Here is a 21070-nt window from a genome sequence, read left to right on the forward strand (position 1 = left end):
AGGCGACGGAATGGAATTGGCGCGCAAGCCCGATCATGCCGGCGGCACAACCGAAACCGGAATCGACGTCGTCCTGGTGACCGGGCTGTCAGGTGCGGGACGCGGCACCGCGGCAAAGGTGCTCGAGGACCTCGGCTGGTATGTCGCCGACAACCTGCCGCCACAGCTGATCACCCGGATGGTGGACTTCGGGCTGGCCGCCGGGTCGCGAATCACCCAGCTCGCGGTGGTGATGGACGTGCGCTCCCGCGGGTTCACCGGGGACCTGGACTGGGTGCGCACCGACCTGGCTACCCGCAACATCACTCCGCGGGTGCTGTTCATGGAGGCCTCCGACGACATGCTGGTACGCCGCTACGAGCAGAACCGCCGCAGCCACCCGCTGCAGGGCCAGCAGACATTGGCCGAGGGAATCGCCGCCGAGCGCGAGATGCTGGCGCCGGTGCGCGCGAACGCCGACCTGATCATCGACACCTCGACGCTGTCGGTGCGGGCGCTGCGGGAAAGCATCGAACGCGCATTCGGCACCGAGGCCGTCGCCCACACCAGCGTCACCGTCGAGTCCTTCGGCTTCAAATACGGGCTGCCGATGGACGCCGACATGGTGATGGACGTGCGTTTCCTGCCCAATCCGCACTGGGTCGACGAATTACGCCCGCATACCGGCCAACATCCGGCGGTTCGTGACTACGTGCTCGGCCAGAGTGGCGCGGCGGAGTTCCTGGAGACCTACCATCGGTTGCTGTCCCTGGTTGTCGACGGGTACCGCAGGGAGGGGAAGCGCTACATGACCGTCGCCATCGGCTGCACGGGCGGCAAGCATCGCAGTGTGGCCATCGCCGAAGCGCTGGCGGGGCTGCTCGAGCCCAACGCTCGACTGTCGGTGCGGGTGCTGCACCGGGATCTAGGCCGCGAATGAGTCCCGAGACTAGTCCCAGCATTGTCGCCCTCGGCGGTGGTCACGGGCTGTATGCGACGCTCTCGGCGGCTCGCCGGCTGACGCCGCACGTCACCGCGGTGGTCACCGTCGCCGACGACGGCGGGTCCTCGGGCCGGCTGCGTAGCGAACTGAACGTGGTACCACCCGGTGATCTGCGAATGGCGTTGGCGGCGTTGGCATCCGACAGCCCGCACGGGCAGCTGTGGGCGACCATCCTGCAGCACCGGTTCGGCGGCAGCGGCGCCTTGGCCGGGCATCCGATCGGCAACCTGCTGGTCGCCGGCCTGTCCGAGGTGTTGGCCGACCCGGTCGCCGCGCTCGACGAACTGGGCCGCATTCTCGGTGTCCGGGGCCGGGTGCTGCCGATGTGTCCGATCGCGCTGCAGATCGAGGCTGATGTCTCCGGCCTGGAAGCCGACCCGCGGATGTTCCGGCTGATCCGCGGCCAGGTGGCGATCGCGACCACTCCCGGCAAGGTGCGGCGGGTACGACTGCTGCCGGGCGATCCGCCGGCCACCCGGCAGGCCATTGACGCGATCATGAGCGCCGACCTGGTGGTGTTGGGCCCGGGGTCGTGGTTTACCAGCGTGATCCCGCATGTGCTGGTGCCGGGGCTGGCCGCGGCGCTGCAGGCCACCAGCGCCCGTCGGGCGCTGGTACTCAACCTGGTCGCCGAGCCGGGGGAGACGGCAGGCTTCTCGGTGGAGCGCCATCTGCACGTCCTTGCCCAGCACGCCCCGGACTTCACCGTCCACGACATCATCATCGACGCTGAGCGGGTGCCCAGTGAGCGGGAGCGTGACCAGCTGCGCCGCACCGCGACGCTGCTGCATGCGCAGGTTCAGTTCGCCGACGTGGCCCGGCCTGGTACACCTTTACATGACCCTGGCAAGCTGGCCGCCGCGCTGGAAGGGGTGGGGGTGCGCGACACCGGCCCAGCAGCGCCCTCGGTGACGGCCCCCATGACGATTGAAGGTAAAGGTCGAAAGACCGGCGCAGACGGACCGAGAGGTGACGACGGGTGGCAATGACGGCCGAAGTCAAAGACGAGTTGAGCCGGCTGGTGGTGAGCTCGGTGAGCGCGCGGCGGGCCGAGGTCACCTCCTTGCTGCGGTTCGCCGGCGGACTGCACATCGTGGCGGGCCGGGTAGTGGTCGAAGCCGAGGTTGACCTGGGCAGCATCGCCCGGCGGCTGCGCAAAGACATCTTCGACTTGTACGGCTACAACGCGATCGTGCATATGTTGTCCGCCAGTGGGATTCGCAAGCAAACCCGATATGTGCTGCGGGTCGCCAACGACGGCGAGGCGCTGGCCCGCCAAACCGGACTGCTGGATTTGCGGGGACGCCCAGTGCGGGGCCTGCCCGCGCAGGTCGTCGGCGGCAGCGTCGCCGACGCGGAGGCAGCCTGGCGCGGCGCCTTCCTAGCGCACGGCTCGCTGACCGAGCCGGGGCGCTCGTCGGCGCTGGAGGTCAGCTGTCCCGGCCCGGAGGCCGCGCTGGCGCTGGTGGGCGCGGCGCGCCGACTCGGCGTCAGCGCGAAGGCCCGCGAGGTACGGGGGGCCGATCGGGTCGTGGTTCGCGACGGCGAGGCGATCGGTGCCTTGCTGACCCGGATGGGCGCCCAGGACACCCGGTTGGTGTGGGAGGAACGCCGGATGCGCCGCGAGGTACGGGCCACAGCTAACCGGCTGGCCAACTTCGACGACGCCAACCTGCGGCGCTCGGCCCGTGCGGCGGTGGCTGCGGCCGCCCGGGTGGAGCGGGCGCTGGAGATTCTCGGTGACGGCGTGCCCGACCATCTGGCCGCGGCCGGCAAGCTGCGCGTCGAACACCGGCAGGCCTCACTCGAGGAGCTGGGTCGGCTGGCCGATCCGGTAATGACGAAAGATGCTGTGGCGGGGCGTATTCGACGTCTGCTGTCGATGGCTGACCGCAAGGCCAAACAGGACGGCATTCCGGACACCGAGTCGGCGGTGACTGCGGACCTGCTGGAAGATGCGTAACCCGGACTACGCTCTTTAAAGCAGCCCGAGCAATTGTAAGTCGGTGGCGTATTTGACGATGATCGGCGCCGAGATGTGCGGGATGTCCGGATCGTTCTTGTCGGGACCGATTTTGGCCTCTTGCACCGCAGCACGGAACCGCTCGGCGGGCGCGTAGGAGCCGTTCGGCGGCTCCAGGGGCTGCCATTGATTGGAACCGCGCAACAGCAGCATCTGCAACACCGAATGCCGGCGCTGTCGATTCGGCAGGGCGCGCAGCCCGGTCTCAAACCGCTGCAACCACTCCTCAAAGTCATCGATGCGCTGGATCGGGTAGCCGGCCTCGATCAGCCAGTCCACGTACTCGTCGAGCCCGATGCCGTCGTCGTGCGGGTTCACCACGTGATAGGTCTGAAAGCCCGTTAAAGAGGAACTGGCCACTTGGGCGCCCAGCGTGGCGATTGCCTCGGCGACGAATGTGACTGGCAGCGCGTCGAAATGGGCGCGTTGCCGACTGCCGTCGGAGTCGAGTTGGTAGAACGAACGGGGCGCGATCCCGGCGGCCACCAGGCTCAGCATGCCCCGGGTGAACATGTCCGACATGTTGAGTTGGCCCGCGTAGGTGGCGTCGGCCAGGATCACGTCGCAGCGGAACACCGCGACGGGCAGCCCGCACAAGTCGTTGGCCTCACGCAGCAACACCTCGCTGGCCCACTTGCTGTTGCAGCCGTTGGCCAACCGGTCGTCGATGGCGCGGGTGGGGCTGATGATCCGAATGTCGGCGTCTTCGGTGAACGCCGACGATTCGATCTGGTGGCCCACGTTGGCACTCGAAACGTAGGTGTAGAGCTTGAGTTTCGTGGTGAGCGCGATACGGATCAGCTCGGCAGTCCCGACGACGTTGGGCCCGAACAGTGCACTGTAGGGCAGGACGGCGTTGACCACGGCTGCGGGATCGACGATCAGATCGACGGTGTCAGCCAGCCGCTGCCAGGTCTGCTGGTCCAGGCCCAGGTTGGCTTCGCCCTTGTCGCCGGCGATCACCTGCAGATGATCGGCGGCCAGTTCTCGGAAGCGCTGCAGGAGTTGCGGGTCGCCCTCGAACTCGCCACCGTCGAAGGTTTTTTCCAGCCGTTGCCACGCGTCGTCGTCGGACTTGGCCCGCACCAGGCAGATTAGCGTGCCATCGATCAGCTCGAGCTGCTCGAGCCAGTCCAACACCAGGTGGCGCCCAAGGAAGCCGGTCGCTCCGGTCAACAGGACGGTCCGCACCTGGGCGCTGGGGCCCGGCAGGGTCGGGGCGGCTGCCAGTGTCGCAGCGTCGATGAACTTGTCCAACGTGAGGTCGGCGGCATGCACCTCGGCGGTGTCGTGACCGTGCACGGACACAAAGCGTGGATCGGTGGCCTGGCTGTCCAACTGTTGACTCAAACCGCTCACCGTCGGTGCGTCGAACAGAGCGCGGACCGTAAGGCTGAGGTCCAAAGATTTGTTGACCGCGGCGATCACGCGTATCGCAGAAAGTGAATCCCCGCCCAGGTCGAAGAATGAGTCGTCGGCTCCGACCCGGTCGAGCCCCAGGATCTGGCCGTAGATGCCGGCCAGGATCTCCTCGATGGCGTTGGCCGGCGCGCGGTATTGATCGGCGCCCTGATAGTCGGGCGCCGGCAGGGCCCGAGTGTCGAGTTTGCCGTTGAGCGTGAGCGGCAACGCCGGCACCACCATGACCGCCGCGGGGACCATGTAGGCCGGTAGCCGCTTGGCCAGGTTCGGGCGCGCACCGGCCAGGTCCACTGCCCCGGGCATCGACTCGATGACGTAGCCCGCCAGGCGCTTGTCGCCGGGGCGGTCTTCGCGGGCGATGACCACCGCCTGCGCCACCCCGTCCAGTTCGGCCAAAGCTGCGGACACTTCACCGAGTTCGATGCGGTACCCGCGAATTTTCACCTGCTCATCGATGCGCCCCACATAGTCCAGCTGCCCGTCGCTGCGCCAGCGCACGAGGTCGCCAGTGCGATATATACGAGCCCCGATTCCCCCGAACGGGCAGGCCACAAACCGCGACGCGGTCAAAGCCGCTCGGCGCACATAGCCTGCGCCGAGCCCGCGGCCGGCCACGTACAACTCACCGACCACACCGGCCGGCACCGGGTGGAGCCGGTTGTCCAACACGAACAGCGCCGCCCCGGCGACGGGCGCACCGATCGGCACCCCGCACCCCGGCTTCAACGGCGCACTGACCGTCACACACAGCGTGGTCTCGGTCGGTCCATAGGCGTTGTTCATTACCCGGCCGGGCGCCCACCGGTCCACCAGTTCCGTCTGGCAGGGCTCGGCGGCGACGATCAGCGCGGCGGTTCCCAAGCCCTCAGGGGTAAGCGCCCCTACCGCAGAGGGGGTCTGGTGCACGACATTGACCTTCTCCGCAGCCAGTAAGGCCTGGAAGTCCTCCGGTGCGGCCGCCACCGACTCGGGCACAACGAGTAGCCGCCCGCCGTGGAACAGCGCACCCCAGATTTCTTCGATGGAGGCGTCGAAGGCATACGAATACCATTGCGTCCCTACCTGTCCCGGACCAAGCAGGGCGGTACCCAACGACTCGATCAGTTGGGTTACGTTGTGGTGGGTGACCGCCACACCCTTGGGCGTACCGGTAGTGCCGGAGGTGTAGATGATGTGGGCGATGTCGTCGGGGCTCGGCGCCGGTAGCTCGGTGCTGGGTTGGCCGTCAAGAGCGGGGTCGTTCACATCGATGACCCGCAGGTCGCACCCGTCGAACAGGTCGGCCAGCCGGCTGGTGGTGATCGCGGCGACTGGCACCGCATCGGCGACCATGAACCCGAGCCGCTCCCGCGGCACCGCCGGATGCATCGGCAGATAGGCAGCCCCGGTCTTGAGCACCGCCAAGATCGCGATGATCGCCTCGGCGGACCGTGAAAACAGCAGCGCCACAGACTCACCCGGGCCGGCGCCCTGGCCGGACAGCAGATGGGCCAACCGGTTAGCGGACTCGTCGACCTCGCGATAGCTGAATGACAGGCCTGCACAGGTCACTGCCAGCGCCTCGGGTGTGCGGGCAACTTGGGCGGCCCACAACGCCGGAATCGACACCGGCGTCGGCGCGGGCTCGGTCAACACCGCCCGGTTGCCGATCTCATCCAGGTGGGCATGCTCACCGGCGTCGAGCACATCGATCGACGAAAGCCGCTGGGCGGGGTCAGCGGTCATGGCCAGCACCACCCGCTGCAGCCGCTCGACCAGCCGTTCGATGCGTTCCGCATCGAACACGTCGGTGCGGAATTCCACACCTCCCCAAATCCCGTCGGGCTCACCGGCTTCGGTCCAGCGTTCCCCCAGGGAAATGGACAGGTCGGTGCGGGCGGTGTGAGTGTCCACCGGCATGGGGGTGACCTGCAGATCCCCCAGGGCCAACCCGGCAGCGGGGCCGTCATGCTGCCAAGCGAAGTTCTGCCAGGCCAACGCCACCTGGATCAGGGGGTGATGGCTCAGGCTCCGGATGGGGTTGAGCCGTTCAACGAGTACCTCGAAGGGCACGTCCTGGTGCTCGTAGGCGGCCAGGCTGCGCTGTCGCACCCGGGCGAGCACCTCGGCGACCGTAGGGTCACCGGCCAGATCAACCCGCAGCACCAACGCGTTGACGAAGTAGCCCACCAGCTCATCGAGTGCGGGATGGCGGCGACCGGCGATCGGGAACCCGAAGGCCACATCGCTGCTGGCGCTGAACTTGGACAGCAGCACGGCCAAGGCCGCCTGAATGACCATGAAGCTGGTCGCGTTGTTTTCGCGGGCCGCCCGGGCGACCTGCTGCTGCAGCTGCGCCGACCACTCCACCGCGATCCTGGCGCCGCGGTAATCGGCGACCGGCGGGTAGGGCCGATCGGTGGGCAGCAGTAGGCGCTCGGGCATCCCGGCGAGGGCACCCTCCCAATAGGCCAGCTGGGCGGCGATTGGGCTGTGGACGTCGTCGAGATCACCGAGCTGAGCCCGCTGCCACAATGTGTAATCGACATACTGCACCGGAAGGTCGGCCCAATCGGGTGCCCGCCCCGCGCATCGGCTGGCATAAGCCATACCCAGATCACGCATCAGCGGGGTGATCGACCAGCCGTCGCCGGCGATGTGGTGCACCGCAGCCACCAGGACGTGTTCGTCGTCGGCGACGCGGAAAAGCGATGCTCGCAAAGGGATCTCGGTTATCAGGTCAAAACTGTGACGCGCCGCAGCGACGATGGCATCGTCCAGCTGGACCGCAGACCATCCGGTCCCGTCGATGATCTGCCAGCCGAAGTCGGCCTGCTCGGCGGCCACCACCAGCTGCTGGGGCACCCCGTCCGCCGCCGTAAACGAGGTGCGCAAGCTCTCATGGCGGCCCACCACATCGCCAATCGCCGCACCCAACGCGTCGGCATCGAGGCGACCACACAGCCGGAACGCCGCCGCCATGTTGTACGTCGGCGACGGACCTTGCAACTGATCCAGGAACCACAATCCGCTCTGGGCAAACGACAACGGAATCGCCGAAGGCCGCTCGCCGGCCACCAACTGCTGCAACCCACCCGCCTCGGTACCGATATGAGGCGCCAGCTGGGCCACCGTGGGCGCCTCGAAAACGGTCCGCACCGAAAGGCCGGCATCCAGGTTGGTGTTGATCGCGGCGACCACCCGCATCGCCGACAGCGAATCACCGCCGAGGTCGAAAAACGAATCATCCACTCCGACGCGTTCTACGCCGAGCACCAGGGCGTAGATCCCGGCCAGGAGTTCTTCGACCGTGCTGGCCGGGGCCCGGTAACTAGTGCCGTCCTGATACTCCGGTGCCGGCAGCGCGCGGGTGTCCAGTTTGCCGTTGATCGTCAGTGGCAGCGCGTCGATCACCACCACCGCGGCCGGAACCATGTAGAGCGGCAACCGATCGGCCAGCTGGGTGCGCAGCCCGCCCGGGTCGGCGGTCCCGACCGCATAACCCACTAGGCGCTTATCGCCGGGGCGGTCCTCACGGACGATCACTACCGCTTGCTGCACACCGTCCAACCCGCACAACGCCGCCTGGACATCCCCGAGTTCGATGCGATACCCGCGGATCTTGACCTGCTCATCTGCGCGCCCCACATACCGCAGCTGCCCGTCAGCACCCCACCACATCAGATCCCCGGTGCGGTACATCCGTTGTCCCGCAAGGCCTTCGCCGAAGAACGGACACGCCACAAATCGAGACGCCGTCAATGCCGATCGGCCGAAATACCCGTAGGCCGCGCCGGCACCGGCCACATACAACTCGCCGACCACGCCAGCGGGAACCGGTCGCAACCAGTCATCCAGCACAAAGAAGCCAAGATGGGCCAACGGGCCCCCGATCGGGCTGGCATTGCTGTCGACGTCGGCGGGAAGAATCTCTCGGAACGAGGCATGCACCGTCGTCTCGGTGATCCCGTACATGTTGATCAGGCGCGGGGGTCCCGGGTGATGGTTGAACCATGCCGCAAGACGCGGCGGTTCCAGTGCCTCGCCGCCGAATACCACCGTCTCGAGCTTGAGCTGTTGTCTCAGCTCCGGTGCCAGTGCATCGGCCGCCTGCAACGCATAGAACGCCGACGGGGTCTGGCTCAACACGCTGACCTGTTCGGCGATTAGCAATGCGTGGAACTCTTCGGGTGAGCGCGTTACCGACTCGGGCACGACGACCAGCCGGCCACCGCGCAGCAGTGCCCCCCAGATCTCCCATACCGAGAAGTCGAACGCCAAGGAGTGGCTCTGCGTCCACACCTGGCCGGGCGACGGCTTCAGCTCGCCGTCCAGCGCGCCCAGCAGCCGGATCACGTTGCGATGAGGCACGGCAACACCTTTGGGCACGCCGGTCGTGCCCGAGGTGTAGATCAGGTATGCGATGTCGTCGGCGGCAGGCGCCGTGAGCGCCGTGCTGGGTTGGCTGTCGATAGCGGGATCGTCTACATCGATGACCGACAGACCGTGCCCGTCCAGCCGATCGGCGAATTCGGCGGTGGTCATCGCTGCGATCGGCGCCGCGTCGGCGACCATGAACTCGATCCGCGCCCGTGGCACCGCCGGGTCGATCGGCACGTAGGCCGCCCCGGTCTTGAGCACCGCCAAGATCGCGATGATCGCCTTGGCAGAGCGGGAAAACATCAGCGCCACCCGCTCACCCGGACCCGCGCCATGGCAAACCAACAGGTGCGCTAACTGATTGGCCGCCTCGTCGAGTTCCCGGTACGTCAGTGAATGGCCCTGGTTCGTCAGCGCCGCCGCCTCTGGGGCGCGCTCGACGTGTGCGGTGAACAAGCCCGGGATCGACACCGGCGCGGCTGCCGGCTCGCCCGATGGCGCCCGGTTGCTCCAATCATCCAGCCGGGCATGCTCATTGGAGTCCAGCAGATCCAGTGACGACAGCGATCGGCCCGGGTCGGCTGTCATCGCCATCAGCACCCGCTCCAACCGCTGAACTAATTCGCTGGCATCGCGATCGGAGAACAACTGGCCTGGGCCGGCCATCCTGAGAAAGAGCTGCTCATCGGCACGGATGAACCACAACTCGAGCTGATCCTCGAAACCGGAATGGGTCACAACGCCCGATCCTGCAGCTTCCGCAAAGTCCGCTACCCGTGTCGTCGGAATGAAATTGACAATGACCCTGTTCGGTGCCTCGCTGGTGCTGCGAAGACCCGCCTTCTTCTCGAGAAAGTGCACCGGGAACCGCTGGTGCTGCACCGCTTCTTGCATTCGCGTTTCGACGTGGCGGCAAAAATCGGCAACCGCCGAACCCGGTGAAGCTTTCAACACCAGCGGCACTACTCCGGAAACCATGCCGGGCACCGTCTGCGCTGCCGGACGCACACGCCTGCTCACCGGAAAATCGAGTACGACCTCAGTACCCTCAACGTCGCATCCGTGCACCAGCAGCGCGCAGGCCGCAGTGATCACCGATGCTCGACGCACTCCCAATGCGGTTGAGAATGTGCGGATCTCGGCGACGACGAACGGGTCTATCTGCGCCAGCGCAGACGACTCGCCGGGATCGCGCCCGTCCACGGCATGCGCCGATCGACGACGCGACCTGCGTTCCTGTGGAAGGTTCGCCGTCCAATAAGCCTGATCATCGAGATAATCGGTGGATGCTTCATATTCTGATTCACACTCGATGAGTTCGCGCAGCGAGCCAAAAATCGCAGAAGGAACGGACGCCCCCGTCGCGATCGCGGAATAGACGGTAGCGATCCGGTGACAAACCGCCGCGATGCCCATTCCGTCTATCACGATGTGGTGGCAGCACACGAACAGGTACGACTCGTCCACTCGCGTCTGCAATACCGCAAACCTGAACAGCGGGCCATCGAGTGGCATGGGCGTGCGTTGGATCGATGCCGCTATCCGATGGGCATCTTGTGCGGGATCCCGCGAGCCCAGCAGGTCATAGCGAGCAAGCTCTACGTCCGGGTACTCGACAACCTGTTGGAAAACTTGCCCGTCCACTTCGAAAAAGGCGGCCCTGAGCGGCTCGGCCTCGCTCACCACCTGCCGCACCGCCCGCTCAAGCAAGCCAGCGTCGATCGCGCCCTCGAGGCGCACAAGCACGCCCAGCTGCCACTTCGCAGTGAAGCGACCAGTCTGCTGGGCAAGCCAGATGTCCAGTTGCGCCCGAGTCAGCCCCAGCTGTGCGGCGCTGCCCATCTGCGGCACGGTCATGCGTGGCTGTCCAAATAGCCTCCGCGGCGGAAGTATTCATCGCCCCGGTGCTCGACGCCGGCCGCGGTACGAACGCGAGTGATCACCAGACCGCAATTGTCGCCCCGATATGCATTGGGGCCGCAGACAACTGCGCCGCCTTCTTCCTGCACTATCACCCGGCCCGGGGTACCGCCGTAACGCGCCTCGGAAACACGTGCCTCGATGACTTCGATCCGTTCACCGCGGTAATAGGTAAACGCGCGGGGATAGGGGTCGGACAATGCAAGTACGAACCGCCCGAGATCTTCGGCGGGCCAGGTCCAGTCGATCAAACTGTCGCGCTCCGAACGCTTGTGGCAGTACGTTCGTTCGGCTTTATTCTGTGGTCGCCAATCCGCGGTGCCGGATTCCAACTGATTCAGCGCTTCGGCCAGCGCACCAGGAATGAGGTCCATACCTCGCAGTACCAACTCGGTGCCTGTGTCGGTTGGACGGATCGGTAACGAATGCTGTACCAGGATGTCCCCGGTGTCCAGGCCGTCGTCCATCCGGTGCACGGTCAACCCGAATTCGGACTCGCCACTGATCAACGCCCACAGGACAGGGGAGAACCCGGTGAACTTCGGCAGCAGCGAATCGTGCAAGTTCAGAGTTCCGTGCGGCGGGAGGTCGTAGAGCTCTACTGGCATCCGGTAGTACCAGCTGTTGACGACGATCACATCGGGTTCGGTGCGCTTGACCAAGTCGATGGTCTCGGCGTCGACCCGCTCAGCAAGATGCACCGGGATGTCGTGCTCACGCGCGAGTTCTTCGACGGGCGCCGACCAGATCGCCTTGTAGCACTCTTTGCTAGTCGGATGAGTGACGGCGAGTACGACGTCGTGATCCAGGTCGATCAGCGCCTGCAGGGTCTTATAGCCCCAGGTCTGAAATCCGAAAAACACGATGCGCATCAGCAAGCCCCTCACTTCTCATCGTCAGCCAGGGCTATCCGCGCTCCGAGCGCCGCCCATCCGCGAGGAGCTTACGTTAGCCTTGCCTAAGTTTTCCGGTGGGCCTGTTACGGCGAGTTGCGTGTCGAGCATCGGGCAGGCCGATCGCACGCGAGGAGCTGGGTCGGCCCGATTCGGCTGAGCCGGGTGGACGACGGCGCCCGGTGCGTAGCGTGGAGCCAAGATCACGCTCGAAGTGGGGAAGAAGAAAGGGGAAATGCTTTGCCGAATTCCGTTGATAATTCAAGTGATCGCAATTCGGAAACGAGCCGTAACCCGGAAAAAGGCTATATCGCGCTGCTGGGCTGGAGCCTGAACGCCATCGATGCGGTGGATCGCTTCGACCGCCGGTATGTCGTGGTCGCGCCGGACTGGGCTGAAGAATACTGTCAGCAACACGGCATCCCCCACATCGCTTGGAACTTCGAGCGGCTGAACGAACGTTCGATGGAAATCGCCGAGACCCTCAAGGAGCGCGGCGTCGATGTCGCGATCCCGCTCTTCGAGGAAACCGTCGAGTGGGCCGGCGCGATCAACTCGGTGCTGCTGGACAGCCCGCGGCTGTTGGGCCAGTCCATGCTGCTTCGGGACAAGTCGCTGATGAAGCGACGTGCCCAGCTCGGCGGGATCCGGGTCGGCATCTTCGAAGAGGCCCACGCCCGCGACGACGTCATCCGCTTCCTCAAGCGCGTCAATCAGACCCTGCTGAAACTCGATGGCGACCCCAATGACCCGATCCACTTCAAGGCCTTCGACAAGGCCGGATGCCTGGGCCACCGGGTGATCCGAACCCCGGATGACATCGACTCGATCCCCGACGAGGAATTTCCCGCGCTGATGGAATCGCATCTGGACGGCTGGGAATTTGCGGTGGAGGCCTGGGTGCACAACGGCAAGATCCGCTTCCTGAACATCTCCGAATACGTGACGCTGGGATATTCCGTCTTCGTCCCCGCATCGCCGGAGCTGGAACAGTACCGCCCGCAGATCACCCGCCAGATCGAGAAGCTGATCAAGACCTTCGACATCGACTTCGGGTTCGTCCATCCCGAATATTTCGTCACCAGCGACGGGGAAATGTACTTCGGTGAGGTCGCCTATCGGCCGCCCGGCTTCAAGGTCTTCGAATTGCTGGAACGCACGTATGGGTTCAACGGCTACCAGGCACTGGTGCTGGCGTTCGACCCGAAGACGACCGAGGAAGAGCTTGAGGAATTCTTTCCGCGGGAGGTCGTGGACGCCAAGGGACACGCGGGATGCTTCGGGGTGTATCCGCGGCGCCGGGTGGTCAGCACCCTCGCGATGCCTGAGGAGACCGAGGACCACGAGTATTTCGAATCGCACGAACTCACCACACCCCTCGAGGAGACGGTGACCAAGCGCACCGCGTTCGGCACCCATTGGGGTCTGATCTACTTCTTCGGGGAGGACCCGTATGAGATGCGGCGGCTACTGAAGCGGCAAGAAGAGCTCGATTTCTACGTCTGAGGCGGCGGCGGCAGGGACGCGAGGAACCTGGTTGAACGCGGTAAGCAGCGACGTGAACAGTGACAATGCGGCGTTGAGCAAGCGTCTGGCGACGCTCAGCGACGCTACCCGGGCACTGGCGGAGGCAGGCGATGTCGGCAAGCCCGCCAAGTTGCGCCGTGTCCTCGACGGCCTACGGCTGGTGCTTCTGCAGCCGGGCGGCTGTGCCGCGGTGCAGCCGCGCGCGGCGGAGTTGGAGGCCGCGGGTCTGTTTCTCGGGACGGACTGGGTGTCCCCGCAGACCCTGCTCCCCGCGCTCAGCACTGGCTCGCTGCGCAGCGAACTCCAGGACACAGTGGTCTTGGAGGCGGTCAGCCTGCTACGCCTGCTCGCGGTCGCCAAGGGCGACTATGTGCACCCGCTGATCTCGGCCGAGCAGGCCCGGCATCATCTGTCGCAGGTGCTGGCGATCAACCTCTCGCTGCTGTTTACCCCGCCGACCGAGGCGGAGCGCGAACTGCAGGGCCGGATGGCGAAAGTGACCCGTGACCTGTTTCGGCATCTGGTCGACGAGATCGGCTACGACAGCGTCCTGGACCGTCTCGTGGAAGAGATTTGGCGGGTCCTGCGGCAGCGGCCCATCCAGGTTGACCAGATCAAGCACATGATCACGCAGATCTCGATCGCCCGCAGTGACCCCGACATCGACCTGGGCAACGGCGGTCTGGGCGTGGACCGCCTGATCACCAGCCTGTACGGAACCACCGACGCGTGCCGCGAGGACCCGGGTGCCGAGGTCTACCGGGCCCGGCTGGAGTCGATGGACGAACCCACCTTGCAATACGAGGCAGCCGGCTTCGCCCGCTCGATGCACGATACGGGGCTGGTGTCGCCGTACCACGCGGTGTTGCTGCGTTTCTCGCTGGAGAAGAGCGACTATCTACTCGGCGAGGCACTGGGCCTGTCGAGCACCGGGCGCGACTGCCTGCTGTGTTACCACGACCTCGTGCACGCCCTGATCGCTGCGGCCGTCCACAACGAAACCGCCCAATGCATCTACGGGCTTGCGTTGCTGCTCGAGCGCGGCATCCTCTACCAGCCGCCGGTGGCGCCGTCGCTGTGGCGTCAGTTGGCTCTTCCGCTCTCGGCCTACTCGCGCGAAAGGCTGACCCTGGGCTTCGGGTCCGCACAAGACCCGCACACCTGGCTGTTGGCCGGGACGCTCTCGATGCTCGGGCTGCCGCTGGGTGTCGGCCAGGGCGATAACCCCACGTGTCAATCCGCGCGGGCCCTTTCGATGTGGGCATACAACGATCCGGATTATCTGCTGCAGACCATCGCGTGGGCGGCCCGCGACGACGAGATCGTCATGCACTTCGAGGGGCAGCCGATCTCGTCGCGGGAAGTCGACGCGGGGGTAGCGACGAAGTTGCCGATCGACTTGGACCCCGTCTCCCTGCTGGTGGTTCCACATCTGGACCGCATCTACGCCGAGATGGGCCGGCGCTGCGCCGGTCGCGAGGGCGACCCACACCGCTGGGTCAATCCGGAGTTCCACGGGTGGTGGTCCGGGCGCGGATTCCGGATCAACGTCGATGTGGCGACCGGCGATCTCGTTGACGTCGACGGATTTCTGCGGCACTTCTACGCCGCCTACCACCCCTTCTACAACGGCAACCAACCACTGATCCACCCACAGCCGGCCGGTGTCGCGGTGACTGACAGCGCCGCCCGCTTCATCGGATGGCATGCGATCACCGTGCTGCGGGTCAGTCTTGACCCCGAGGAGACGATGCGCGTCTACTTCTACAACCCGAACAATGACAGCGGCCAGGACTGGGGCGACGGCGTCGTCGTCAGCACCGCCGGCAACGGCGAGCGCTTCGGCGAGGCGTCCCTGCCGTTCGAGCAGTTCGCCTCACGGCTCTACATTTTCCACTTCGACCCGCTCGAGCCGGGCGAACGGGCGTCGGTGACCCACGCCGAACTCGACCGCGTCATTGGATACGTGCAGCGGAGCTGGGGTGTGGGCCGCATGGCCGGGGCCGACGCGACTGGCTGAGGCAGCGGGAGGATCGTCGGGCGGCCGATGGACCGCAGCCGGCCGCTCATGAGAGCATCATGACAGCATCCCTATTGCTGCTATGATGACATCATGCGGACGACCGTGACGCTCGACGCCGATGTTGTCGCTGCGCTGCAGCGCGCAGCACGCGAGCGGGGAACGTCGTTCAAGGCGGTGCTTAATGACGCCGTGCGGCGCGGATTGAGTGGCGAACCGGCTCGGCGCCGCTTTCGTACGCCGAGCCGCGACATGGGCCTGCGGGCGGGGTTTGATATCGACAAGGCATTGGCGCTGGCCGGGGCGGACGAAGACGCGGAGACCCTGCGCAAGCTCGCGCTGCGCAAATGAAACTGCTCGATCTGAACATCCTCGTCTATGCGATGGACGAGTCGTCGCCTCGTCACCAGGCGGCGCGGGATTGGCTTGATGAAACGCTTTCCGGTTCCGACACCGTCGCATTCGCATGGCATGTCCTCATCGGCTTTGTGCGGCTATCCACCCGGTCGGCGGTGTTTGCCCGGCCGTTGACGGTCGACGAGTCGTTTGACGTGGTCGATCAGTGGCTACAGCAGCCATGCGTGACGGTCCTGCATCCGACCGAGCGTCATGCAAGTGTGCTTCGCGGGTTGCTTGCTCCGCTCGGAGCGGCGGGGAATCTGACGAGCGATGCGCACCTCGCCGCGTTGGCCATCGAATACGGCGCACAAGTGTGTTCCACCGACGTCGACTTCAGTCGATTCTCCGGTGTGCGGTGGATCGATCCGCTCTCGGCGTAGCCGTCCTGTAGTGCCGCATGTGGGCCGCGGACGCCACGATCAGCCGGCTGTCGTGCTCGTCGGGAAATGGTGGTCGGTCACCGCCTGCACGACAGCGGCGCCATCCTATTAGGCTGGCGCGTGAATCACATCAGCAATCAAGGAGACGAGAGACGTGACGGTCCGGGTAGGCATCAACGGCTTCGGGCGAATCGGGCGCAACTTCTACCGGGCCCTGCTGGCGCAGCAGGCTCAGGGGACCAGCTCCGACATCGAGGTGGTGGCCGTCAACGATCTCACCGACAACGCGACACTGGCGCATCTGCTGAAGTTCGACTCGATTCTGGGCCGGCTGCCCTACGACGTCAGCCTCGAAGGTGACGACACCATCGTGATCGGCAACAACAAGATCAAGGCGCTGGAGGTCAAAGAGGGGCCCGCGGCCCTTCCCTGGGGCGACCTCGGCGCTGACGTCGTCGTCGAGTCCACCGGGATCTTCACCAACGCGGCCAAGGCCAAGGGCCACCTGGACGCCGGCGCCAAGAAGGTCGTCATCTCCGCGCCAGCCACCGACCCGGACATCACCATCGTGTTGGGCGTCAACGACGACAAGTACGACGGCAGCCAAAACATCATCTCCAACGCATCGTGCACCACGAACTGCCTTGCGCCGCTGGCCAAGGTGCTCAACGACGAGTTCGGCATCGTCAAAGGCCTGATGACCACCATTCACGCCTACACCGCCGACCAAAACCTGCAGGACGGCCCGCACAAAGACCTGCGCCGCGCCCGCGCTGCCGGGCTGAACATCGTGCCGACCTCAACCGGTGCGGCCAAGGCCATCGGCCTGGTGATGCCTGAGCTCAAGGGCAAACTCGACGGCTACGCGTTGCGGGTTCCGATCCCCACCGGCTCGGTGACCGACCTCACCGCTGACCTGTCCAAGTCGGCCAGCGCCGAAGACATCAACGCCGCGTTCAAAGCCGCCGCCGAAGGCAAGCTCAAGGGCATCCTCAAGTACTACGACGCCCCGATTGTCTCCAGCGACATCGTCACCGACCCGCACAGCTCGATCTTCGATGCCGGGTTGACCAAGGCGATCGAAAGCCAGGCCAAGGTGGTGTCCTGGTACGACAACGAATGGGGTTACTCCAACCGCCTCGTCGACCTCGTCGCGCTGGTTGGCAAGTCGCTTTAGCCGTGAGCATCAAGACACTCGACGACCTTCTCGCCGACGGAGTTTCGGGTCGCGGCGTGTTGGTGCGCTCGGACTTGAACGTCCCGCTCGATGACGCCGGTGCGATCACCGACCCCGGCCGCATCAGTGCGTCGGTGCCGACGCTGAAAGCGCTGACCGACGCCGGCGCCAAGGTGGTGGTGACCGCGCATTTGGGCCGGCCCAAAGGCGGTCCCGACCCCAAATTGTCGCTGGCGCCGGTCGCTTCGGTGCTCGGCGAGCAGCTGGGGCAGCACGTGCAGTTGGCCGGCGATGTCGTCGGCACGGATGCGCTGGCCCGCGCCGAGGGGCTGACCGACGGGGATGTGCTGCTGTTGGAGAACGTCCGCTTCGACGCGCGCGAAACCAGCAAGGACGACGCGGAGCGGCTCGCGCTGGCCAGGCAACTGGCCGAACTGGTCGGTGGCCCAGACGGTTCGGCTGGCGCGTTCGTGTCCGACGGGTTTGGGGTGGTGCACCGCAAACAGGCCTCGGTCTACGACGTCGCCACATTGCTGCCGGCCTACGCCGGCAGGCTGGTCGCCGCGGAAGTCGACGTGCTTGAACAGCTGACCAGCTCCACCAAAAGGCCTTACGCGGTGGTGCTCGGCGGCTCGAAGGTATCGGACAAACTCGGCGTGATCGAACAGCTGGCAACCAAAGCCGACAGCATCGTCATCGGCGGTGGGATGTGCTTTACTTTCCTTGCCGCACAGGGTCTTTCGGTTGGCTCATCGCTGCTGGAAGCTGAGATGATCGATACCTGCCGGCGGTTACTGGACACCTATGCCGACGTGCTGCGCCTGCCCAGAGACATCGTGGTGGCCGAGAAATTCGCCGCCGATTCGCCGCCGGAGGTCGTCGCCTGTGACGAGATCCCGGACGACAAGATGGGCCTTGATATCGGGCCGGGATCGGTGCAGCGCTTCACCAAGCTGTTGTCCAACGCCGAGACCATCTTCTGGAACGGCCCGATGGGCGTCTTCGAGTTTCCGGCGTTTGCCGCCGGCACCAAAGGCGTCGCCGAAGCGATCGCCGCCGCAACCGGGAAGGGCGCATTCAGCGTGGTCGGTGGCGGTGACTCCGCGGCCGCGGTGCGGGCGCTAGAGCTGCCCGAGGACGGCTTCTCGCACATTTCCACCGGCGGTGGCGCGTCGCTGGAATACCTTGAGGGCAAGACATTGCCCGGCCTAGAAGTACTGAGCAGCTGAGGTAAGGATCCCGATGAGCCGTACGCCGCTGATCGCCGGCAACTGGAAGATGAACCTCAACCACTTCGAAGCGATCGCGCTGGTGCAAAAGATCGCCTTCTCGCTGCCGGACAAGTACTTCGACAAGGTCGACGTGACGGTCATCCCGCCGTTCACCGACCTGCGCAGCGTGCAAACACTGGTCGACGGCGACAAGCTGCGGCTGACCTATGGCGCCCAGGACCTCTCACAGCACGACTCGGGCGCTTACACCGGCGAAATCAGCGGCGTCTTCCTGGCCAAACTCGGCTGCAGCTACGTCGTCGTCGGTCACTCCGAGCGGCGCACCTATCACAGTGAGGACGACGCACTGGTGGCCGCAAAGACCGCCGCCGCCCTCAAGCACGAGCTGACCCCGATCGTGTGCATCGGCGAGCATCTGGAGATCCGGGAAGCCGGTGAGCATGTCGGCCACAACGTCGAGCAGCTGCGCGGGTCGCTGGCGGGGTTGTCCGCCGAACAGATCGGCAAGGTCGTCATCGCCTACGAGCCGGTGTGGGCCATTGGCACCGGGCGAGTGGCCAGCGCCGCCGACGCCCAGGAGGTGTGCGCGGCGATCCGCAAAGAGCTCGGCGAATTGGCCTCGCCGCAGGTCGCCGAGTCGGTGCGGGTGCTCTATGGCGGATCGGCGAACGCCAAGAACATCGGTGACCTCATTGCCTGCGACGACGTGGACGGCGCTCTGGTCGGCGGGGCGTCGCTGGACGGGGAGCAGTTCGCGATCATGTGCGCCGTCGCCGCGGGCGGACCGATTCCGTAGCCGGCCTGTGCGGTCGGCGGAACCGAACCCGGTAGGGTAGCGGCCATGGAATTGACCCTGCAGATCATCCTGGTGATCACCAGCGTGCTGGTGGTGCTCCTGGTGCTGCTGCACCGAGCCAAGGGTGGCGGTCTGTCGACGCTGTTCGGCGGCGGCGTGCAGTCCAGTCTGTCCGGGTCCACGGTGGTGGAGAAGAACCTCGACCGGTTGACGCTGTTTGTCACCGGGATCTGGCTGGTGTCCATTATCGGAATGGCCCTGATGATCAAGTACCGCTGATCGGCTGTTCACCTCACCCGGGCGATAGCCCGCTAGCGTCGCCTCGGTTGCGACTTCAGTCAGGAGAGATCGATTCCCAGCGATGCCAAGGTGCCGCCGGCCAAACTCGCGCGGCTCGTCGAAACTGCGCGTCACTACTTGTACCGGTTGCACCAGAAGACCGTTCCGGCGCCGGCGGCAATGAGCGAGATGATCCTCGCCGGGTGGACAGCTCAGGCGATCACGGTGGCCGCCGACCTCGGCGTAGCCGATGCGCTCAGCGATGGACCGCTGCCAATCGACGAGTTGGCCCGCCGCGTCGGCGCCGACCAGGACGCGCTTCATCGGTTGTTGCGCGCCCTGATCAGTCGTGGCGTTTTCCGTCAGCGTCGCGACGGCCGTTATGACTTGAGCCCGCTCGGCGAGACGCTGCGATCCGCCGGACCCGTGTCGATGGCGGGCGCCGCGTGTTTCTACGGATCACCTCAGCATCACGAGCATTGGAGCGCGCTGGGCGATTCGGTGCGAACCGGCAAGGCCGCGGTGCCCGCGTTACGTGGTGTCGACTTTTTTGAGTACGCCGCTACCAACCCCGAATACGGCGAAAAGTTCAACCAGGCCATGACCAGCAGTTCGGAGTTGGTGCTGGCGCCGGTGGTGGCCGCGTACGACTTCAGCCCGTACTCCACGATCGTCGACGTGGGCGGCGGACACGGCAGGCTGCTGGCCGCAGTTCTGGCCGCCACACCAACCGCGCGAGGGGTTTTGTTCGATATGCCCGAGGTGGTGGCCAATGCGCCGACCCTGCTGGCAGAACGAAGCGTCGCCGACCGCGTCGACGTGGTGGCGGGCTCGTTCTTCGATCGCATTCCCACCGGCGGCGACGCCTACGTGCTCAAACACATCATCCACGATTGGAGCGACGACGACGCGGTGCGGATTCTGCGTAACGTCCGCACGGCCACCCAGACCTCGGCGAAAGTGCTGCTCGTCGAATTCGTGATACCAACTCACCAGCGGGAATCTCTGGGCAAGTGGGCCGATTTGGAGATGCTGCTGTGCGTGGGCGGTCGCGAACGCACCGAGGTGGAATTCGGTCAGCTGCTCGGCCGGGCCGGATTCCGGCTGACCCGGGTGGTGCAGACCGCCAGCCCTGTCAGCGTCGTCGAAGCTCGGCCCATCTGAGAGACTGCTACTGCCGGGCGGTTCGATTCCGCAAAGTGTTGAACACACCGCGCACCGCGTGCTCGGTCATCGACAACGGCGACATCACCGTCTCACCCACACTCACGATGTAGTCGATGCGCTCCACGATGGCCTCGACGGGCTCGATGAGCGTGACCAGTCGCCGCGCCAGGTCGTCAAGTCCCGCCATCGTGTGCTCGAGGTGATCCAAGCCGGTGCCCAGCCGTTCCACCGTGGCATTCAGGTTCGCCAGCGAACTGTTCAGCTCGTCCATGGTGTCGCTCAGACCGGACAGAACGCCTTCGACCTGCCCCACCGTGACGTCGGCATTCAACGCTGCCTGTGCGAGGGTTTTGATCCGTTCCCGGGGGGCGCGTTCGCTTTTGTCTGCCATGACGTCATTATGACCTGAGCCGGAACCGCGGCAGTCCGCGCCGCGTCCGATTAGGTGTGCGGCAAAGACACTGTGATGTTGACGGGCGGCGCCATCTCATGGC

The 21070-nt window shown here is 65.6% G+C and carries 15 protein-coding genes; 12 read left to right on the forward strand and 3 right to left on the reverse strand.

Translation table 11 applies throughout. The annotated features are described in order from the left end of the window. Window positions 1-10: 10 nt before the first annotated feature. From rapZ to whiA, 3 genes are read left to right on the forward strand one after another with little or no spacing between them, the layout of a single operon-like run. Window positions 11-919 (forward strand): RNase adapter RapZ, encoded by a 909-nt coding sequence (rapZ, locus tag AC5Y42_RS09250; protein ID WP_499897601.1) that lies wholly within the window; start codon window positions 11-13, stop codon window positions 917-919. After that, complete coding sequence (locus AC5Y42_RS09255; protein ID WP_499897513.1) at window positions 916-1971, forward strand: YvcK family protein; 1056 nt, start codon at window positions 916-918, stop codon at window positions 1969-1971. Before rapZ ends, AC5Y42_RS09255 begins: the two co-directional genes overlap by 4 nt. Beyond that, a complete protein-coding gene (whiA, locus tag AC5Y42_RS09260) occupies window positions 1968-2945 on the forward strand; it encodes a DNA-binding protein WhiA (protein WP_499897603.1) in 978 nt (325 codons plus the stop codon). Before AC5Y42_RS09255 ends, whiA begins: the two co-directional genes overlap by 4 nt. A 15-nt stretch (window positions 2946-2960) precedes the next feature. On the opposite strand, the gene AC5Y42_RS09265 is transcribed toward whiA, so the two are convergent. Together AC5Y42_RS09265 and AC5Y42_RS09270 are read right to left on the reverse strand one after the other, a co-directional pair. Beyond that, window positions 2961-10643, reverse strand: coding sequence for an amino acid adenylation domain-containing protein (locus tag AC5Y42_RS09265; protein ID WP_499897514.1), 7683 nt, complete (start codon window positions 10641-10643; stop codon window positions 2961-2963). Beyond that, window positions 10640-11578: a methionyl-tRNA formyltransferase gene (locus AC5Y42_RS09270; RefSeq protein WP_499897515.1), complete on the reverse strand. Its 939-nt coding sequence runs from the start codon at window positions 11576-11578 to the stop codon at window positions 10640-10642. The genes AC5Y42_RS09265 and AC5Y42_RS09270 overlap by 4 nt, the downstream gene beginning before the upstream one ends. Before the next feature lie 486 nt (window positions 11579-12064). Here AC5Y42_RS09270 and AC5Y42_RS09275 point away from each other — a divergent pair, with 486 nt between their 5' ends. The 9 genes from AC5Y42_RS09275 (at window position 12065) to AC5Y42_RS09315 (ending at window position 20573) form a co-directional block, all read left to right on the forward strand. Further along, window positions 12065-13105, forward strand: a complete 1041-nt coding sequence (locus AC5Y42_RS09275) for an ATP-grasp domain-containing protein (RefSeq protein WP_499897605.1) — start codon at window positions 12065-12067, stop codon at window positions 13103-13105. Between the two features lie 31 nt (window positions 13106-13136). Continuing rightward, a complete protein-coding gene (locus AC5Y42_RS09280; RefSeq protein ID WP_499897517.1) occupies window positions 13137-15146 on the forward strand; it encodes a hypothetical protein in 2010 nt (669 codons plus the stop codon). A 93-nt stretch (window positions 15147-15239) separates the two neighbouring features. After that, on the forward strand, window positions 15240-15497 hold the full coding sequence (locus tag AC5Y42_RS09285) for a ribbon-helix-helix domain-containing protein (RefSeq protein ID WP_499897519.1): 258 nt from the start codon (window positions 15240-15242) through the stop codon (window positions 15495-15497). Further along, window positions 15494-15925 (forward strand): type II toxin-antitoxin system VapC family toxin, encoded by a 432-nt coding sequence (locus AC5Y42_RS09290; RefSeq protein WP_499897520.1) that lies wholly within the window; start codon window positions 15494-15496, stop codon window positions 15923-15925. Before AC5Y42_RS09285 ends, AC5Y42_RS09290 begins: the two co-directional genes overlap by 4 nt. 154 nt (window positions 15926-16079) lie before the next feature. Next, window positions 16080-17102 carry a type I glyceraldehyde-3-phosphate dehydrogenase gene (gene gap / locus AC5Y42_RS09295; protein WP_499897521.1) on the forward strand — a complete coding sequence of 341 codons (1023 nt, stop codon included), beginning with the start codon at window positions 16080-16082 and terminating at the stop codon, window positions 17100-17102. A gap of 2 nt (window positions 17103-17104) precedes the next feature. Beyond that, window positions 17105-18331 carry a phosphoglycerate kinase gene (locus tag AC5Y42_RS09300; RefSeq protein WP_499897522.1) on the forward strand — a complete coding sequence of 409 codons (1227 nt, stop codon included), beginning with the start codon at window positions 17105-17107 and terminating at the stop codon, window positions 18329-18331. Window positions 18332-18344: 13 nt separating this feature from the next. After that, window positions 18345-19130, forward strand: a complete 786-nt coding sequence (gene tpiA, locus AC5Y42_RS09305; RefSeq protein ID WP_499897523.1) for a triose-phosphate isomerase — start codon at window positions 18345-18347, stop codon at window positions 19128-19130. Between the two features lie 45 nt (window positions 19131-19175). Then, window positions 19176-19409 carry a preprotein translocase subunit SecG gene (secG, locus tag AC5Y42_RS09310; protein ID WP_065013756.1) on the forward strand — a complete coding sequence of 78 codons (234 nt, stop codon included), beginning with the start codon at window positions 19176-19178 and terminating at the stop codon, window positions 19407-19409. 90 nt (window positions 19410-19499) lie between these two features. Then, the gene (locus AC5Y42_RS09315; RefSeq protein ID WP_499897524.1) at window positions 19500-20573 is read left to right on the forward strand and encodes a methyltransferase; all 1074 of its coding nucleotides are present in this window, start codon (window positions 19500-19502) and stop codon (window positions 20571-20573) included. A 7-nt stretch (window positions 20574-20580) separates the two neighbouring features. Here the strand turns inward: AC5Y42_RS09315 and AC5Y42_RS09320 are convergent, their stop codons facing one another. Beyond that, a complete protein-coding gene (locus AC5Y42_RS09320) occupies window positions 20581-20967 on the reverse strand; it encodes an ATPase (RefSeq protein WP_499897525.1) in 387 nt (128 codons plus the stop codon). Window positions 20968-21070 lie beyond the last annotated feature (103 nt).

The sequence above is a fragment of the Mycobacterium sp. NGS48 genome, assembly GCF_059812585.1.

Excerpts from the sequence above, each read along its gene's own strand:
- AC5Y42_RS09290 (WP_499897520.1), top strand. The coding sequence starts at position 15,494 with ATGAAACTGCTCGATCTGAACATCCTCGTCTATGCGATGGACGAGTCG.
- AC5Y42_RS09275 (WP_499897605.1), top strand. The coding sequence starts at position 12,065 with ATGGAAATCGCCGAGACCCTCAAGGAGCGCGGCGTCGATGTCGCGATC.
- AC5Y42_RS09285 (WP_499897519.1), top strand. The coding sequence starts at position 15,240 with ATGCGGACGACCGTGACGCTCGACGCCGATGTTGTCGCTGCGCTGCAG.
- whiA (WP_499897603.1), top strand. The coding sequence starts at position 1,968 with ATGACGGCCGAAGTCAAAGACGAGTTGAGCCGGCTGGTGGTGAGCTCG.
- secG (WP_065013756.1), top strand. The coding sequence starts at position 19,176 with ATGGAATTGACCCTGCAGATCATCCTGGTGATCACCAGCGTGCTGGTG.
- AC5Y42_RS09255 (WP_499897513.1), top strand. The coding sequence starts at position 916 with ATGAGTCCCGAGACTAGTCCCAGCATTGTCGCCCTCGGCGGTGGTCAC.
- AC5Y42_RS09320 (WP_499897525.1), bottom strand. The coding sequence starts at position 20,967 with ATGGCAGACAAAAGCGAACGCGCCCCCCGGGAACGGATCAAAACCCTC.
- AC5Y42_RS09265 (WP_499897514.1), bottom strand. The coding sequence starts at position 10,643 with ATGACCGTGCCGCAGATGGGCAGCGCCGCACAGCTGGGGCTGACTCGG.
- tpiA (WP_499897523.1), top strand. The coding sequence starts at position 18,345 with ATGAGCCGTACGCCGCTGATCGCCGGCAACTGGAAGATGAACCTCAAC.
- rapZ (WP_499897601.1), top strand. The coding sequence starts at position 11 with ATGGAATTGGCGCGCAAGCCCGATCATGCCGGCGGCACAACCGAAACC.
- AC5Y42_RS09270 (WP_499897515.1), bottom strand. The coding sequence starts at position 11,578 with ATGCGCATCGTGTTTTTCGGATTTCAGACCTGGGGCTATAAGACCCTG.